At 65.9% G+C, this 17,846-nt stretch carries 13 protein-coding genes; 1 reads left to right on the forward strand and 12 read right to left on the reverse strand.

The window, feature by feature from the left end:
- The first annotated feature begins 8 nt into the window (after window positions 1-8).
- On the forward strand, window positions 9-1,931 hold the full coding sequence (locus tag GL284_RS18975; protein ID WP_155046054.1) for a DUF2793 domain-containing protein: 1,923 nt from the start codon (window positions 9-11) through the stop codon (window positions 1,929-1,931).
- Window positions 1,932-1,944: 13 nt separating this feature from the next.
- Here the strand turns inward: GL284_RS18975 and GL284_RS18980 are convergent, their stop codons facing one another.
- From GL284_RS18980 to GL284_RS19035, 12 genes are all read right to left on the reverse strand, one after another.
- Window positions 1,945-2,640 carry a response regulator gene (locus GL284_RS18980; RefSeq protein ID WP_199257447.1) on the reverse strand — a complete coding sequence of 232 codons (696 nt, stop codon included), beginning with the start codon at window positions 2,638-2,640 and terminating at the stop codon, window positions 1,945-1,947.
- Entirely contained in the window at window positions 2,637-5,312 is a 2,676-nt protein-coding gene (locus GL284_RS18985) for a sensor histidine kinase (protein ID WP_155046056.1), read from the reverse strand. The genes GL284_RS18980 and GL284_RS18985 overlap by 4 nt, the downstream gene beginning before the upstream one ends.
- Window positions 5,309-5,902 carry a potassium-transporting ATPase subunit KdpC gene (gene kdpC / locus GL284_RS18990; RefSeq protein ID WP_155046057.1) on the reverse strand — a complete coding sequence of 198 codons (594 nt, stop codon included), beginning with the start codon at window positions 5,900-5,902 and terminating at the stop codon, window positions 5,309-5,311. The genes GL284_RS18985 and kdpC overlap by 4 nt, the downstream gene beginning before the upstream one ends.
- An 11-nt stretch (window positions 5,903-5,913) precedes the next feature.
- Window positions 5,914-7,947 (reverse strand): potassium-transporting ATPase subunit KdpB, encoded by a 2,034-nt coding sequence (gene kdpB / locus GL284_RS18995; protein ID WP_155046058.1) that lies wholly within the window; start codon window positions 7,945-7,947, stop codon window positions 5,914-5,916.
- Between the two features lie 10 nt (window positions 7,948-7,957).
- Window positions 7,958-9,631 carry a potassium-transporting ATPase subunit KdpA gene (gene kdpA, locus GL284_RS19000; RefSeq protein WP_155046059.1) on the reverse strand — a complete coding sequence of 558 codons (1,674 nt, stop codon included), beginning with the start codon at window positions 9,629-9,631 and terminating at the stop codon, window positions 7,958-7,960.
- A gap of 12 nt (window positions 9,632-9,643) precedes the next feature.
- Complete coding sequence (kdpF, locus tag GL284_RS21645) at window positions 9,644-9,829, reverse strand: K(+)-transporting ATPase subunit F (RefSeq protein WP_230383177.1); 186 nt, start codon at window positions 9,827-9,829, stop codon at window positions 9,644-9,646.
- A 123-nt stretch (window positions 9,830-9,952) separates the two neighbouring features.
- Window positions 9,953-10,786 (reverse strand): IS5 family transposase, encoded by an 834-nt coding sequence (locus GL284_RS19010; RefSeq protein ID WP_155046060.1) that lies wholly within the window; start codon window positions 10,784-10,786, stop codon window positions 9,953-9,955.
- Between the two features lie 490 nt (window positions 10,787-11,276).
- Complete coding sequence (locus tag GL284_RS19015; RefSeq protein ID WP_155046061.1) at window positions 11,277-11,864, reverse strand: hypothetical protein; 588 nt, start codon at window positions 11,862-11,864, stop codon at window positions 11,277-11,279.
- The gene (locus GL284_RS19020; RefSeq protein ID WP_155046062.1) at window positions 11,861-13,015 is read right to left on the reverse strand and encodes a restriction endonuclease subunit S; all 1,155 of its coding nucleotides are present in this window, start codon (window positions 13,013-13,015) and stop codon (window positions 11,861-11,863) included. Before GL284_RS19020 ends, GL284_RS19015 begins: the two co-directional genes overlap by 4 nt.
- The gene (locus GL284_RS19025; protein WP_196216815.1) at window positions 13,015-14,580 is read right to left on the reverse strand and encodes a class I SAM-dependent DNA methyltransferase; all 1,566 of its coding nucleotides are present in this window, start codon (window positions 14,578-14,580) and stop codon (window positions 13,015-13,017) included. The genes GL284_RS19020 and GL284_RS19025 overlap by 1 nt, the downstream gene beginning before the upstream one ends.
- 17 nt (window positions 14,581-14,597) lie before the next feature.
- Window positions 14,598-16,964: an EcoAI/FtnUII family type I restriction enzme subunit R gene (gene hsdR / locus GL284_RS19030; RefSeq protein WP_341870504.1), complete on the reverse strand. Its 2,367-nt coding sequence runs from the start codon at window positions 16,962-16,964 to the stop codon at window positions 14,598-14,600.
- Window positions 16,965-16,984: 20 nt separating this feature from the next.
- A complete protein-coding gene (locus tag GL284_RS19035) occupies window positions 16,985-17,635 on the reverse strand; it encodes an HNH endonuclease family protein (RefSeq protein ID WP_196216814.1) in 651 nt (216 codons plus the stop codon).
- Window positions 17,636-17,846: the final 211 nt, after the last annotated feature.

Below are 17,846 nucleotides of genomic sequence, written 5' to 3' on the forward strand. Positions count from 1 at the left end.
GAACTCCCATGTCCGACACCACCACCCACCTGGGTCTGCCCTATCTTCTGGCCGCCCAAGCGCAGAAGCATGTCACCCACAACGAGGCGCTGCGCCTGCTCGATGCCATGGTGCAGCTCTCGGTCCTCGACCGCACGCGCACCGCGCCCCCGGCCAGCCCCGCCGACGGCAACCGCCATCTGGTCGCCTCGGGCGCCACCGGCCTCTGGGCCGGGTGGGATCTGAACATCGCCTTCTGGGTGGACGGCGCATGGATCCGGCTCGTCCCGCGCACCGGCTGGCTGGTGTGGGTTGCGGACGAGGGACTGTTCCTCGTCTGGACCGGCAGCGCGTGGGACGTTGTGGGCGAGCCGCGCGACGTGGCGGATGCGGTGTTCAGCCTGGTGAACGACGCTGATCCGACGAAGAAGGCCACCTTCTCGCTGGCGGGGATCAGCGCAGGCACCACGCGCAGCTTCACACTGCCGAACACCTCGTCCGAACTGGCGATCCTCGCCGGAACGCAGACCTTCACCGGCAACAAGACCTTCTCGGGTACGCTGACCGCCTCGGGCACAGTCACCGTCTCGGCGGCCTCGGCAAGCATCGGCACGGCCACGACGACCGCCACCTATGGCATGGGCATCGGCGCCACGACCACCGGCGTGACCAAGACCGTGAACCTCGGCACTGGCGGCGTGTCCGGGTCGACGACGGTCGTGAACATCGGCTCTGCGACGGCTGGCGCGGGCGGGGCGACGGTGGTGAACACGCCCACGGTCACCTTCGCCAATGCCGTCACGCAGGTCGGCATGCCGCAGGCCAACCTGACCGCGCAGTTGCTCGGTCTCGGCGGGGCCACGGCCGACAGTTACAACCGGCTGTCGGTCAACACGCCTGCGGTGCTGCTGAACAATGCAGGCGCGGGCATCGAGACGACCGTCAACAAGGCTGCGGCCGGGAATGACGCGGCCTTCGCCTTCAAGACCGGCTTCTCGGCCCGCGCCCTCATCGGGCTTCTCGGCAACGACGATTTCAGCTTCAAGGTCAGCCCGGATGGCTCGGCCTTTTTCGACGCGATCAGGATCGACCGCACCAGCGGTCAGGTAGAACTGCCGCAGCCCACGGTCTTGCCAGGTCTGGCCGCAGCGCCATCGCCGCCGCCCGCAGGTAAGGCCGCCCTCTATGCGCGCAACCGCGCCGGGGCGCCGTGGATCGACGTGATGCGCCCCTCTGGCCGGGACTTTCCGCTCCAGCCGCATTTCGGGGTGAACCGCATCGCCAACTGGTCGCCGTCGGTCAGCACCACGATCACGACAGAAGGCCTACCGATCACCTCGGTCGGCACCGTCTCGCATCCGACGCTGGCCGCCACGAACCTGGCCGCCAGCATGCGCCGCTGGCGTCTGACCTCAGCAGCGGTTGTGGACTCGGTGGCCGACCAGCGATCCGCAGGCTGGGCATGCTGGCGCGGGAACGCGGTGGGCCTCGGCGGCTGGACCTTCGTGACGCGGATTTCGCTGACGACACTGCAGGCGACCGGGATGGGGTTCTTCGGCCTCTACGGATCGACCGCAGCGCTGGCCACCACCCTGACGCTCGCCGCAGCCATCAATTGCATCGGCATCGGCTTCCAGCGCGGCACCCACACACGCTGGCAACTGGTCACGAACGATGGCACCGGCGCGCCGACGCTGACCGACATGGGGGCGAGTTTCGCCATCGCGACGGGTGGGGTGCTGACGCTCTTCATCGCCGCGCCGCCGAACGGAAGCTCTGTCTGGGTGCGGGTGGTCGACGAGGTCTCAGGCGCGGTGTTCGAGCAGGAGATCACCGCCGACCTGCCAGCCGCCGCGCAATTCCTGTCGCCGCGGCTGTTCCTGAACACAGGCGCCACGGCCGTTGCCGTCGCCTACGACTGTGCTGGGGTCTATCTGGAGACGGATTTTTGAGCCACAACCGTTATCAGTTCACTAGCGGATCAAGGAACCGATAGCCAATCCCGGGTTCCGTCGCGATGAACCGGGGGTTCGCGGCATCATCGCCAAGCTTCTGCCGCAACTGGCGGATATAAACCCGCAGATACTGGCTGTCCTCGGCATGGGCGGGGCCCCAGATCGCCCGAAGGATCATCTCCTGTGTGACCAGTCGCCCCCGATGGCTCGCCAGCATCCACAGCAGGTCGAACTCCCGCCGCGTGAGGTGAAGGGGTATTCCGTCCATCGTGGCGGAATGATCGACGGCGTCGATTGTCAGCGGGCCAACCGTCAGAACAGACGGCACAACCTCGGTGCTGCGATCACGCAGCAGGCCACGGATCCGGGCAAGAAACTCCTTCACACCGAAAGGTTTGACCACATAGTCCTGTGCGCCCGCATCTAGCGCCTCGACCTTGTCGCTCTCATCGGCGCGGACCGACAGGATCAGGACAGGAACCGGGCTCCAGCCCCGCAGGTCGCGCAGCACGGACAGGCCGTCGGCATCTGGAAGGCCCAGGTCGAGCACGACCAGCGCCGGCGCCTCGCGGGCCGCCATTGCTAGCCCTTCGCGCGCGGTGCCTGCCTCGATCACGCCATAGCCTTCGGCTTCGAGCGCCACACGCAGAAAGCGGCGGATCGGAGCTTCGTCATCGATGACAAGGATACGGGCAGGGACACTCACGCAGCGACCTCGGGGTTGTGGAAGGGGAGTGCCATCACGATACGCGTGCCGGTGCCATCGGGCCAGCCGGTCTCGGCACGGATCGTGCCGCCCATCGCCTCTACCAGCCCTTTGCAGATGGCAAGGCCAAGGCCGGTGCCCGCGCGCTGACGGTCGCCCCCGGCCACGCGGTAGAACATGTCGAAGACACGGGCCTGATCCTCGGGCGGGATTCCGGGGCCGCGGTCTGTCACCGAAAGCTCCACGCGCACTCCCTGCAATCGGGCGGCGATGCCGATGGCGGTGCCCTCGGGCGCGTACTTGGCGGCATTGTCGAGGATGTTCACGAGCACCTGTTCCAGCAGCACCCCGTCGGCGAGGATCAGCGGGAGATTTGGCGCAAGGTCCACCTGCAGATCATGACCGCGCAGGATGGCCTTCGTCCGCGCTCGTGCGCCCCCAACGATCTCGGCCACGTCCTGCGGGGCCAAGCGAGGCTTCAGCGCACCATGGCCGAGGCGCGTCATGTCGAGAAGGTTCTGCACGTAGCGGTCGAGCCTCTCACCCTCCTCGCGGATGTTCTCGGCCAGATCGCGGCGAGCATCCTGGGGCAAATCGGCTTCCGCCAGGTGGCCAGCAGCACCAATGATCGTCACAAGGGGCGTGCGCAGGTCGTGGCTGACCGAGTTCAACAGAGCCGTTCGCAGACGTTCAGTCTCAGTCGCAAGCTGGGTGGCGGCAAGGTCTTCGGTCAGGCGCAGCCGTTCCAGCGCCAGGGCTATCTGGTCGATCAGCGCATCGAGGAGGCGGCGGTCGGTGCGTAGGAGCTGGCGGTCGTCGGCATAGGCAATGCCAAGGACGCCAAGCCGCCGGTCGCCAGCAACCAGCGGCAGGAAGAACCACCGGGCGGTGGGCAAGGTGTCCGATCCCCGGCCAGCTGCTTCGCCTTTCTCCCAGGCGAACTGCGCAGCAGACTGGTCGCGGACGTCCAGCCGATCCTCGGGCGGAAAGCCCCCCACCACCCGCAACTCGGCCCCGCGCGGCATCAGAAGCACCGCCTCGCAACGCAACGTCGTCGCCACATGGCTGACCGAGGCCCAGACGACATCGTCAGCCGTGGCTGCGGCGGCGACACGGCGGCTGAAGTCGTAAAGCTTGTTGGTGCGGTCGGCGATGGCGGCCTGTGCATCCACCCGGGCGCGCAGGCGGGCAGCGAGGTTGCCGGTGACCAGCGAGGCCGCGAGGAACAGCCCCAAGGTCAAAAGCTCGCCCTGCCGCGAGACGTGGAAGGTATAACGCGGGTGGGTGAAGAGGAAATTGTAGGCCATGAAGCCCAGAACGGCCGCCGCAAGGGCAGGCCCCAGCCCGCGGCGGCTGGCCACCACCACCACCGCCGTCATGTAGATCACGCTGAGGCTGGCCACCGGAAACAGCTGTTCGGCGGCCCAGGAACAGGCCGAGGCGATGGCGACGGCCAGCACCGCCTCGCCCCATGCCTTTGGCTCTGACGCCAGACGCGGCAGGCGGAAACGGCTGGCCTTCGGCTTTTCGTCCGGTTCCGAGGCGACGGTCACCTCGAACGGCCCTGCCTTGCGCAGGACATCGGTCGCGACGTCCTCGGACGCCCACTTCGCCCAGAACGGCCGGGGCCGCGGGCGGCCGATCACGATGCGGCGGACGTTGCGGGCCTTCGCAAAGTCGAGGATCGCTTCGGCTACGTCGTGCTCTGCCTCCAGTGTCGCCAGTTCGGCACCAAGCCGTTCGGCCAGGCGCAGGCTGCCCGCCAGCCGGTCCTTGTCAGCCTCGGGCAGCGCCTCCATCCGCGCCTGCGCCACGTTCACCGCGATCCATTCAGCGCGCGCCCGGTCGGCGCTGCGCTTGGCCACGCGGATCGCCTCGCGCGCGGCGGGGCTTTCGTTGATGCAGACGAGGATGCGTTCCTGCGTGGGCCATGGCCCGGCGATGGCGTTCGCGGCCATGTGTTCGCGCAGTTGCGCGTCCACCCGGTCGGCGGCGGCGCGCATGGCAAGCTCGCGCAGCGCCGTCAGGTTGCCCTTGACGAAGAAGGACGACAGCGCGCGGGCCGCCTGATCGGCGGGATAGACCTTGCCCTGCTTCAGCCGGTCCACCAGTTCATCCGGCGGCAGGTCGATCAGCTCGATCTCGTCGGCCGACCCCAGCGCGCCGTCGGGCACGGTTTCGCGCACGCGGACGCCGGTGATGCGGGCCACCGTCTCGTTCAGCGTCTCGATGTGCTGGATGTTCAACGTGGTGTAGACGTCGATCCCGGCGGCAAGCACCTCTTCGACATCCTGCCAGCGCTTCTCGTGGCGGCTGCCATCGGCGTTGGTGTGCGCGAGTTCGTCGATCAGCGCCAGATCGGGCTTTCGGGCCAGAAGGCCGTCAAGGTCCATCTCGGTCAGGGCGCGGCCCTGATAGATCACGGGCTTGCGCGGCAGTTGCGTAAGGCCCGCGAGCTTTGCCTGCGTCTCGGCCCGGCCATGCGTCTCGATCAAGGCGGCGACCACGTCGCGGCCTTTCTCCGCCTCGCGGTGCGCATCATCCAGCATCGCCCAGGTCTTGCCGACCCCCGGGGCTGCGCCCAGAAAGACCTTTAGCCGACCCCGCCCCTCACGCGCGGCTTGCGTGAGAAGTGCTTCAGGAGAGGGGCGAATTTCGGCATCGGGGGTCATTCGGTGGCTTGTCCTTCCCCTCCAGCGGGCGGCATCGGAAAGGCTTCGTCAAGCGCGATGTTGGTGAGCAGCACATTCACCCGCGGTTCGCCGTAAAGGCCGAGGAGCGGGCCTTCGGTTGTGGCTTCGATCAGTCGCCGCACTGCGCCCTCATCCACGCCCCTCGCGGCGGCAATCCGACCAACCTGGGCCAGCGCGTTTTCCGGGCTGATGTGCGGATCAAGACCAGAGCCGGAGGCGGTAACCGCGTCGATAGGCGCGGTTGACCCGTTTGCCGCCTCCCATGCCGCGCGGCGCTCTGCGACCGTGGCGATCAGCGTGGCCGAGGTTGGGCCGAGGTTCGATGCGCCGGTTCCGGCAGCATTCCAGTCACTGGCCGAGGGACGCGGGTGCAGGTAGCCCGCCCCGGTGAACGGCTGCGCGATCACGGACGACCCGATGACGGCGCCATCTGCTTCGATCAGGCTGCCATTGGCGACGGCGGGGAACAGCGTCTGCGCGGCGCCGGTCATGATCAGCGGATAGGCCAGACCCGTCAGCAGTGTGAAGAACGCCGTCAGGGCGATGGCGGGGCGAAGGTGGGTGAGCATGTGTCTCTCCTTCAGGCGAGGTTCAGGGCGACAAGGGCCGCGTCGATGGCCTTGATCCCGATGAAGGGCACGATCAGGCCACCCAAGCCGTAGATCAGAAGGTTCCGGCGCAGCAGTGCGGCAGCGCTGGATGGACGGTAGGCGACCCCGCGCAGGGCAAGCGGCACCAGCGCCACCAGGATTAGCGCGTTGAAGATCACCGCCGACAGGATGGCCGAGGTGGGCGATGCCAGCCCCATGATGTTCAGCGCCCCCAGCCCCGGATAGGCCGCAACGAAGATTGCGGGCAGGATGGCGAAGTATTTCGCCACGTCATTGGCGATGGAGAAGGTCGTGAGCGCCCCGCGGCTGATCAGCAGTTGCTTGCCGACCAGCACCACCTCGATCAGCTTCGTCGGGTCGCTGTCCAGATCGATCAGGTTCGCGGCCTCTTTCGCCGCCGGGGTGCCTGCGTTCATCGCCACGCCGACATCGGCCTGTGCCAGCGCGGGCGCGTCGTTCGACCCGTCGCCGCACATGGCAACCAGCCGCCCGCCCGCCTGTTCGCGGCGGATGAGGTCCAGCTTCATCTCGGGCGTCGCCTCGGCGAGGAAGTCGTCCACCCCCGCCTCGGCGGCGATGGCTGCGGCGGTCAGGGGGTTGTCGCCGGTGATCATCACCGTGCGGATGCCCATGGCGCGCAGCTCGGCAAAGCGTTCGCGCACGCCGGGTTTCACGATGTCCTTGAGGTGGACCGCGCCGAGGATTTCGGTCCCTTCGGCCACCAGAAGCGGCGTGCCGCCCGACCGCGCGATGGCATCGACCTGCGCCTGCAAGGGCTGCGGCGGGGTCTTGCCCGTCAGCCGGATCACTGCATCCGTCGCGCCCTTTCGGAACGTCCGGCCATCAGCGTCCAGCCCCGAAAGCCGCGTCTGCGCCGTGAAGGCGACCGCCTCGGCGCCCTTGGGCATGTCGGGAACCGATCCCAGCACCTCACGCGCCTTGTCCACGATGGATTTGCCCTCGGGCGTCTCGTCGGCCAGCGACGCCAGCGCCGCCGCCTCGGCCAGCCGCGCCAGCGCGACCCCCGGCGCGGGGATCAGCGCATCGGCCATCCGGTTGCCGAAGGTGATCGTCCCGGTCTTGTCCAGAAGGAGCGTATCCACATCCCCCGCCGCCTCGACCGCGCGGCCGGATTTGGCGATGACGTTGGCCTTGACCAGCCGGTCCATGCCCGCGATGCCGATGGCACTGAGGAGGCCGCCGATGGTGGTGGGGATCAGCGTCACGAACAGCGCGCCCAGCACGACCACCGGGATCGTGGTGCCGGAGTAGCTCGCGAAGGCGGGCAACGTGACGACGACGAACAGGAAGATCAGCGTCAGACCGACCAGCAGGATGTTTAGCGCGATCTCGTTCGGGGTCTTTTGCCGTTCGGCCCCTTCGACCAGCGCGATCATGCGGTCGAGGAAGCTTTTCCCCGGCTCGGCGGTGACCCGGATGACCAGCCAGTCCGACACAACCGTGGTGCCCCCGGTGACGGATGACCGGTCGCCCCCTGCCTCACGGATCACTGGCGCGCTTTCACCGGTGATGGCGCTTTCGTTGACCGAGGCCACGCCCCGCACCGCCTCGCCATCCGCCGGGATGATCTCTCCGGCGGCAACATGGACGAACTGGCCTGCCCGCAGCGCGGTCGAAAGCGTCTCGACACCCGTGGCGGGATCATCCTCTGCCGCAGCCAGCACCCGCACCCGCGTCTCGGACTTCGTCGCGCGCAGCGTATCGGCCCGCGCCTTGCCGCGGCCCTCGGCCTGGGCCTCGGCGAAGTTGGCGAAGAGCACGCAGAGCCACAGCCAGGCCGCGATATGCAAGGACGTGCCCGCGCCCGGCACGCCGGACAGCAGGTCGCGAAGGCCCAGGATCGTGGTCATCGCGGCCACCACGGCGGTCACGAACATCACCGGGTTGCGCCACAGGCTGCGGGGATCCAGCTTGGCCACGCTGGCCCGGATCGCCGCCGTGTAAAGGCCGCTCAGGTCGGCCGTCTTTTCATGTTTGGACATCTCTGGTGCCTCAGAAACTCTGCCCGGCCAGCCGCGCGGTCTCTTCCGCGATGGGACCAAGGGCGAGGACAGGGAAGAAGGTCAGCGCGCCGAGGATCAGCACGGTGAGGATGAGAAGCGTCACGAACAGCGGCCCGTCCGTTGGAAAGGTGCCTGAGGTGACAGGGGCCTGTGGCTTGCGCACCATCGACCCGGCAATGGCCAGCATCGGGATGATGATGGCATAGCGCCCCAACAGCATGATGATCCCAAGTGCCGTCGTGTGCCATTGCAGCGCCGCGCCCCAGCCGCCGAAGGCGCTGCCGTTGTTCCCGGTGGCCGACGAATAGGCATAGAGGATCTCGCTCATCCCGTGCGGCCCGGGCTCCTGCACCGCCGCCAGCGCCGCAGACACCGTGGCCGCCACAGCCCCGCCCACCAGGATGCCCAAGGGCATCGACAGGAAGGCCAGTACCGCCAGCGTCACCTCGCGCCCCTCGATCTTGCGGCCGAGGTATTCGGGCGTCCGCCCCACCATCAGCCCGGCCAGGAACACGGCGAGGACGACGTAGAGGAGCATCCCGTAGAGCCCCGCGCCGACCCCGCCGAAGATCACCTCGCCGATCTGCATAAAGACCAGCATCACCAGCCCCGAGAGCGGCATGAACGAGTCGTGCATCGCGTTGACCGATCCGTTCGACGCGGCGGTGGTCTGGGCCGCCCAGAGCGCCGACAGCATCGCGCCAAACCGCTGTTCCTTGCCCTCCATGTTCGCGCCTAGCCCTAGGGCGGGGTTCCCCGCAACTTCGTAGGCATGGATCACCGCAAGGCCTGCCACGAACATCACCGCCATGGCGGCAAAGATCGCCCATCCTTGCCGCCGGTCCCCGGCCATGCGGCCGAACAGGAAACAGAAGGCCACCGGGATCAGCAGGATCGACAGGCTCTGCGCCATGTTCGACGAAATCGTCGGGTTTTCGAACGGATGCGCCGAGTTTACGCCAAAGAAGCCGCCGCCATTGGTGCCAAGCTGCTTGATCGCGATCTGCGCTGCGGCGGGGCCGCGTGCGATGACCTGCTCCTGGCCCTCGATTCCTGTTGCAACCACTGCGCCCTGCAACGTCTGCGGCACGCCCTGCCACGCAAGGAACAGCGCCAGCACCACCGATAGGGGCAGGAGGATCCACAGGACCGACCGGGTCAGGTCCACCCAGAAGTTGCCAAGCGTCGCCCCCTTGGGCGCCACAAAGCCCCGGATCACCGCCACTGCCACTGCCATGCCTGTGCCAGCACTGACGAAGTTCTGCACCGTCAGCCCGGCCATCTGGCTGAGATAGCTCAGCTGCGCTTCGCCCGAATAGGCCTGCCAGTTGGTGTTGGTGACAAAGCTGACAGCGGTGTTGAAGGCGAGGTCGGGCGCCATGCCGCCGATGCCGTCGGGGTTCAGCGGCAGCGTGCCCTGCGCCCTGAGCAGGACGTAGAGCACGACAAAACATGTTGCGTTGAAGGCTAAGACAGCCAGCGCATAGGCCCCCCAGCCCATGCCTCGGTCGGGCGCGGCGCCGCTCAGGCGCAACAGCGCCGCCTCGGTCCGCAGCAGCGCCGAAGGCAGGCTTCCGGAATAGACGCGCGCCATCCAGATCGCGAGCATCCAGGCCAGACCCACAAGCGCGGCGAAGTAAGCAAAGTAGGAAAGCAGGGTCATGATGCGGCACCCCTAGAACCGGTCGGGCCGCAGCAGCGCCGCGCCAAGATAGACGAACAGGCCCGCTGCTACGGCGAGCCCTACGATCAGATCGAACATGATGCCGCCCTCACAACCGCTCGGCGGCACGGATGCCGAAGGCGAAAGCCGCGAAAACAGCGAGGCCGAGAACGATGTAGAGAAGGTCCAGCATTGCAAGGCTCCCTAGGTTGCTGTGCCGGACACTGCAGTAGCGCTGCGTAAAGGCTCCATGCGAGATCGTGCCGGATCGCGTAAGGAACGTGTAAAGCGAGCCATCTCAGTGTCCGACTCGAAACTCATTCAACGATAGCAGAACCTTGCGAGGCGCCTGGTTGTGAGGCGGATGTGGGCGACGTTGATCCATGCTTCAGCGGAGGCGACGGATTTCTCCCAGTCCTTTGCCAGACGGCGGCAGCGCCCGAGCCAGGCGAAGGTGCGTTCGACCACCCATCGGCGCGGGAGGACCTCGAAGCCCTTCGCCGTGTCGGAGCGCTTGACGATCTGCAGCGTCCAGTCGCCGATCCTGTCGAGGGCGCCGCGCAGTTTCGGCCCGGCATAGCCGCCGTCCGCGAAGACATGCCTGAGCCAGGGACAGGAATGACGGATGGATTTCAGGACCGCGGGCGCGCCGTCGCGATCCTGGATGTCGGCGGCATGGACCACCAGCCCGAACAGCAGCCCGATGGTGTCGACGACGATGTGGCGCTTGCGTCCCTTGACCTTCTTGCCCGCGTCGAAGCCGCAAACCCCTCCGCTTTCGGTGGTCTTCACGCTCTGGCTGTCGATCACCCCGGCGCTCGGACTGGCCTCGCGCCCCTCCAGTTCCCGCGTCTCCATGGCGAGCGCAAAGCGGATCGTCTGCAGCAGGCCGCTGTCGCGCCAGTCGTAGAAATACCGCTGCACGGTCGAATAGGGCGGGAAGTCCTTCGGCAACTGGACCCATTGGCAGCCGGTCGTCGCAATGTAGAGGATCGCGTTCATCACCTCCCGCAGATCGGTCGTGCGCGGACGCCCTAGCCGGCGCGCCGGCGGCATGAAGGGCGCAACCAGCACCCATTCCCGATCCGTCATGTCGCTTGCATAGCGCGCTCCAGCCCGCCGATACTCCCGGCGAGCGGCTTCAGTCCAGGGCATGCGTGGCTCCGTTCAGTCTGGCGACCGGACAGAACCACAACCAGCTGAAACCGCTCAACTCTTTTCGAGTTGGGCTCTCAGGCTCTCACGGGCTGGCTCTTGCCGTATCTGAACTCGTCAACGACGACGCGGTCCTGCGGAAGCTGGCCGAGAAGGAGGGCTCTGGAAGTGGAGAAGGTTCGACGTCAGACCCGCGCCCTCCGCCACTTACCCCCGCGAAAGCGTTCTCCCGATCCGGCTGCGGCCGGATTTTTCCGTTGTTTTCGAGGGTTATGCGGGAGGGGCTGAGCACCGGCGGCGGCGCCAAGCGGCCCGGAAGCGTTCTCTCCGGGTCGATATTCTCCGGACCTGTTGACTGCGCGGATTTGGTAAAGTTCTGCAAGCCATTGGCAGGGATTGTTTATTTCAGGTTCAGGCTGAGCACTTCGACGAGAGGGGCGTTTGCGGGATGGAACCGGGGTCGAACCATAATCGAGGCGAGGCGCCGGGCTCAGGCGGTCGGTCCAAGGCGGAAAGCGGGCTTGGCCAGCATTCTGACGGCGAGGCCGATGGCGAAGATGGCGTCGTGGCGAACGACGTCGGCGGCCTGCTGGCCGGTGTCGAGCGAGCGGCGGTCGAGGTTGCCGGCATCATCGACGTGCCGGAAGTGGGACAGCGGGTTGCGCAGGCCCATCAGCCTTTGCAGGTCGGTCACGTCCAGATCGGAGATCACGTCCCGCTCGCGGCAGCGGCGCAGGGTTTCACGAAAGGAGATCCGGTTGAGGATGTCGTCAATCAGAAGGCCGCCGTGCAACCAGGCCGCCAGTAGATGCTCGACCAGCCCCTGGCACAGCAGGATTGTGGCGGCGAAGTTGCCGTGGACGTAGGACGAGCGTGCCTCGATCCAGGCAAAGTGGGCGGCCTGGCCGCCGAAGATCATCGTGCCGTTCGGGCCGAGATCGCGGCTGAAATCGGTCAGCATGCGATAGCGCGAGACCTTGCCGTGCAGGTCGTCGTGCATCTCGGCCAGCAGATGGCGGGCGAAGTCCAGATCGGTCAGGTCAGACAGCAGATCGGGCTGGTCACCGCCGCCGGTCATGCGGCCCTGTCCCCGGCGCCGAAGACCTGATGCAGAAGCGCGGGGATCAGGGCGTCGGTGTCGCGGGCCGATGCGGCGCGGATGTCGCGGATTTGGCGAGCCTTGGCCTGAAGGCGGTCGAACCAGCGTTGGGTTTCAAGCGGCGGCAGAGGGACTTCGATGGTTTCAAGTTTCTTCAGACCTAGGGTCCGGTTGCGGCCTGCCCCGCCGGGTGAGGCTTCGCCAAGGCGCTGCAGCCCCTCTGGCGTCTGGAAATAGAACAGCAGAAAGTCTGCGGTTGCTGTCGCGGGTTCGGGCACGCAGGTCAGGAAGCGATGCGAGCCAACGCGGCCAGTATCAGCGGGTTGCGCGATGGCGACGGCACCTTCCCATGCGAACACTATGTTGAACAGCAGATCGCCGGGTGCGATCTCGAACAGCTTCTTTGTGCCAACCTCTGAACCCGGCAGCACCGGCTTGTGGAAGGTGCCGCGGCCGAAGGAGCGGACGCCGAGTTCGGGATAGGCGCCGTCCGGCTCGATCTCGACCGGGCGGCGGATCAGGGGGGCGACTTCGGCCATGGGGCGGCGGGGGGCGGCGTCGATGCAGCGGGCGAAAGCCTTAGCCAGCATCGCCTGCAGGTCGGCCTCCATCGCGGCGGCGGCCTCTGCCCGCGCCCTGACCAGCCCCGCAACCCGATCCAGCCGCGCCACGATGCGCTGCTGCTCGGCGAGGGGTGGGAGGGGGATTTGGATTTCGAGAAACTTTGCGGGGCGCAATCGGTTTTGTCCGCTCGTTCCGCGTGAAAAGCTGTCGCACTGATCCCACAAGTCTTTCGTGAGGGTGAAAAGTCGAAACCAATCTGGCAGAAGGCGGGCGTTGTTTGTCTGGAAGGTCGGGAACTCGGATGACCCGAACGTTCCGTGAAGATCTGGACCCACCACGGCCACGCTTCCATTGCGCGCCCATATTTTGTTGACCACTATGTCGCCGGTTTCAACACGATAGAGCGTTGCGTATTTGGTCTCCGACCCATCAATTGTTTCGCGTTCATAGGCCCCTTGACCCCAAAGGCGCACTCCGAGCAATCGGTAGTCGGTTCCAGTGACTGGCGGTTCACCACGAGATACCTGCTCGGCGACCTCCCCCAGCCGGACCAAAGGCCAGCCCATCACAGCCCCTCCGCCAGTTCAGCGCGGATGTCGTCCATGATCGCGATGATCTCGCGCTCGCGGGCGGTGATCGCCTCGACGATCTCAAGGGGCTGGCGGTGATCCTCAACCTCAAGCGCATGGGGGTTCTTGAGGTCGAGGTTGCAGGCAATGACGCGGCCATCGGCATCGCGCTGGATCAGCGATTGCCCGTCTACCTTCCAAGCGCGTTCGCCCTCCTGCCGGTCCTGCCACCAGTCAAGGCATGGCGCGAACTCCTCCCAGGCCATGGGAGCGGTCTTGGAGTATTTCTTGCGGCCTTCTGGGCGGGGCATCTCGTAATACCAGATGTCGCGGGTGGGGCCGGTGGTATCGAAGAAGATCAGGTTGGCCGGGATGTCGGTATAAGGGGCGAAGACGCCCTCGCAGAGGCGCACGACGGTGTGCAGGTTGAACTGCTGCAACAGGTCGGCCTTGATGCGCGCGCCGATGCCGTCGCCGAACAGCGTGCCATGGGGCACGACAACAGCGGCGCGGCCACGCCCGGCGCGCTTCAGCCGCCGCATGATGAGTTGCAGGAACAGCAACGCAGTTTCGGCGGTACGCCGGTCCTCGGGGAAGTTGGTGAGGATCCCGGCCTCTTCCTCGCCGCCGAAGGGCGGGTTGGTGAGGATGACGTTCACGCGCTCGGCCTCGCCGATTTCATTCAGGCGAAAGCGCAGGGCATTGCCCGGGTCGATCTTGGGCGCGTGCATCCCGTGCAGAAGCAGGTTCAGCTGCGCCAGCAGGAAGGGTAGCGACTTGGCCTCGCCGCCCATGACGCTGCGGTCTTGCAGGATGCGGCGTTTTTCGACGGTGTCAGCCTGCCGTTCGAGATGCAGGAAGGATTCGGTCAGGAAGCCGGCGGTGCCGCAGGCCGGGTCGAGGATGGTCTCGCCAAGCTGCGGATCGGTGACAGCAACCATGAAGCGCACGACGGGGCGCGGAGTGTAGAACTCGCCCGAGTCGCCGGCGGCATCGCGCATTTCGCGCAGCAGGGTCTCGTAAAGGCGGCCGAGGGTGTGAACCTCCTCGGAGGAATCGAAATGGATGCCGTCGATCAGGTTCACCACGTCGCGCAGCAAGTAGCCGCTTTCCATGCGGTTGGTGAAACCCTGAAAGACGGTGGCGATCACGTCGCGGCGTTCTCGGCGGCCGTTGTCTCCGCGCAGCGCGCGCAGATAGGCGAACAGCCCGGCGCCCCTGGTGCCGTCGGGGCGTTCGGCCTTTTCCGCGGTCAGGAAGGCCAGAAGGTCGGGGCCGGTGATGCCGTCCGCCTGGGCCGCCCAGTCGCGCCAGCGGTAAGGGGCTTCGATGATCGGGCGATAATCCGTGCCGGCCAGTTCGGCGCGTTCCTCCTCGATCCGCTCCATGTCGTCGAGGAATTTCAGGAACATGATCCAGGTCAGCATCGGCAGGCGATCGAGATCACCGTTCAGCCCCTTGTCCTTGCGCATGATCTTGCGGGCGGACTTGATGATGCTGTCGAGACGCTGGGCGGTGGTCAGTTGCTTGGGCGCAGCCTTCTTGCGGGCGGGTTTGGCCATTGGGGAAGTCCTTCAAGTCAGGCGGTATAGAGCAATCGCTGCAGCTCGGTGACGGCGCTGCGAAGCTCCTTTCCCCCGCCGAAGCGTCTGGCGATTTCTATGACGTTGCCCCATTCATTGAAAGGCGGGACTTCGAGAATATCGGGCAGCTTGAACTGCGCGCTGCCATGTTCGGCGTATTTTTCAAGAACAGCGTCGAGAACCTTGCGGGCATCCGGGCCGAAACGGGCTAGGAAGGCGTCCTGTTCGCGCAGCAGGCGGTCGGCTCGCTCGCGCCTTGTGCGCAGGGGGGTGTTGTAGGCCAAATGACACAGGAGGTCGAAAGGATCGGCCTCGGGCTTGCCCACGGCCTCGGACAGGGTGTCGAGGTCGATGCCCTTTTCCTCGAGTTGCTCGACGATTTCGGCACGGCGCTCAGGGTCGAGCCAGTCGGAGCGCAGCTCGGAAGCATTGGGATAGAGGGTGCGGACCTTGTCGCCGGTGTAGTCGGTCAGCTGGCGGCAGGCGAGCTTCTTGCCCTCGGCATCGAGTTCATAGACGAGATGACGGACGACAGAGACCTCGCCGCCATCGACATAAAACTTCCGCGGCCCCGGTTCCGGCTCGGGGTCGCCCAGAGGCGCCTCTGGTCCCTCGGGGATGTCGCCCGGCTCGGGCGCCACATCCTCAGCCTCGTGTTCCTCGATGGTTTCGCCGTCTTCGTTGATGACGGATTCGGCCTCGCGGACCGGCTCGCCATCGAAGGCGGGGTCGGCGAACATGCGCGTCGCCGTGCCAGTATAGTCGATGATGTTGAAGGCAAGCTTGCCGTAGTCCGGGCGCAGCCGGGTGCCGCGGCCGATGATCTGCTTAAACTCGGGCATCGAGCCCACGGTGCGCGCCAGAACCACATTCTTGCAGGTAGGCGCATCGACGCCGGTGGTCAGCAGCTGCGATGTGGTCAGGATGACCGGGGTGTCGGTCTCCACATCCTGGAACTTGGAGAGGTGACCCCGGCCGATGTCGCCTTCGTCGGCGGTGACGCGGCAGACATAGTCCGGGTTGTCGCGCACGAGGTCGGCATTCAGTTCCGCCAGCGCCTGACGCATCTCCAGCGCGTGCTCCTGATCCACGCAGAATACGATGGTCTTGGCCATACGGTCGGTCTCGGCCATGAAGTCGGCGAGATGGCGGGCGATGGCGCGGGTCCGGGCGCGCAAGGCGACGACGCGCTCGAAGTCACGGGTCTGGTATTCATTGTCGGGGACTTCTCGGCCGTATCGGTCCAACTCGCCCCGGCTTGGCCGCCAGCCTGCGGCGTCATAGTCCGTGATCACCCGATGCACGCGGTAAGGCGCAAGGAAGCCATCCGCGATCCCCTGCGCCAGGCTGTATTCGTAGAGGGGATCGCCGAAATAGGTGTAGGTATCGACATTCTCCTCGCGCCGGGGCGTCGCGGTCATGCCGATCTGGGTGGCCGGCTCGAACCATTCGAGGATCTCGCGCCAATTGCTGTCGTCGCGCGCGCTGCCGCGGTGGCATTCATCCACGATGATCAGGTCGAAGAAGTCGCGGGGATATTCCCGATACAGTCCGGGCCGGTTCTCGTCGCGCGCAATCGACTGGTAGATCGCGAAATACATGTCGCGGCTCTTGACCGCGATGCCACCGGCGATCTTGTGGCGCGCGTCGCCGAAGGGGCTGAAATCCTTGGCCATCGGATCGTCGACGAGGACATTGCGGTCGGCCAGGAACAGAACTTTTGGTGTGCGGTTCACGCCCTTGCCGTTCCAGCGCGCCGACCACAGCTTCCAGCTGATCTGGAAGGCGACGGCAGTCTTGCCTGCCCCGGTGCAGAGCGTGAGCAGGATCCGTTTCCGCCCCTGCAGTACTGCCTGGACGGCACGATTGACCGCGATTTCCTGATAGTACCGCAACGGCTTCGCGCGATCCGGAAAGCTCGGGGTCAGCAACCGCTCGGCTGTGAGCGGGTCGTTTAGTCCCTCTGCCGCGCGCTGGCGCGCCCACAGCTCATCCGGGCTCGGGAACGCGTCCAGCATACGCTCGATACCGGTCGTGTAGTCGAATTCCACAATCTCGGCGCCATTGGTGGCGTAGGCAAATTTGAGCCCAAGAATCTCGGCATAATCCTTGGCCTGCTGCAAGCCATCTGCGGCATGGCGGTATCTGGCCTTGGCCTCTACCACGGCAATCGGGAAGTCGGGGTTGTAGCGCAGAACATAGTCCGCGCGCTTCTGCTTGCCCCTGCGGGCCCGGCCGCCGACGAAGACGATCCGGCCATCGGTGAACGTCCGCTGCTCATTGATGGCATGCGGCCGGTCGTCCCAGCCTGCTTCCTGCAGCTTCGGGACGACAAGTTTGCGGCAGGTATCGGCCTCGTTCACCGGTGCACCCCGAAACCCACCTATGCCGATTCAGCCACAAGGGGCTGGCCAGTGGTGGCGGAGGCGGCCGGAGAGGCCAACGACCAGACCCTTACGGCGCGGCCGACAAGGTCGATCTGGCGCGAGGCCAGCTGATCCTTCGTCCATTCGTCTGCCGCTAGGATTGGCTTGGTGGTGTCGAACGAGACCTTGTCGTTCTTTCTGGAGAAAACTTCCTTCTTGCGATCGAACGAATAGAACTTTGCCTTGTAATTCTTGATCCCGGCCAGCAGCGCCAAATTGCCAAGGCGATGCAGCCAAAGGCGATGATCGTCATCGGTGAAACGTTCGCGCCAGTAATCATCCTTCAGCGCCTGCGGCAGGACGTGCTCGATGGTGATCTTGCCGCCGAAATCCTTGGTGACCGATTCATCCTGGTCCGCCTCCTCGAGGCGCAGCAGAACCGCCTGAGCGAAGGGCCGACCATAGACCTCCCCGTCAATCAGCGAGCGGAACTCGTCATCGTTCGCGTTGCTGAGGAAAATTGCCCGGATGTCGTCGGCCGACTTGCCGGCCCGGATTGCCGTTATCAGCTGGAAATACACAGTAAGGCGCGCGGTGAACGCAAGGCGCCTGATCCAGTTCTGATAGGTGATCCGCTCGAGCAGGTCGATGAACTCATCCTCGGTCAAGGCAGGCGCCGGGTTCTCGTTCGCGATCAGCGCAGGCTCCGGCCGGTTGAGAAAGGCAAGCAGCGGCGGAATCCATTCCTCGAATGGACCTGTCGCGTATTTGTGCCGCTCCGAGTGCTCGTTTAGGCCACGTGGCGTTCAAAGGCCAAGGGGCTTTTGCCTCCCAATGCTGAGTGCCGACGGCGCGGGTTATAGAAGCCGTTGATGTATT

It is taken from the genome of Paracoccus shanxieyensis, from assembly GCF_009711265.1.
Lineage (GTDB): Bacteria > Pseudomonadota > Alphaproteobacteria > Rhodobacterales > Rhodobacteraceae > Paracoccus > Paracoccus shanxieyensis.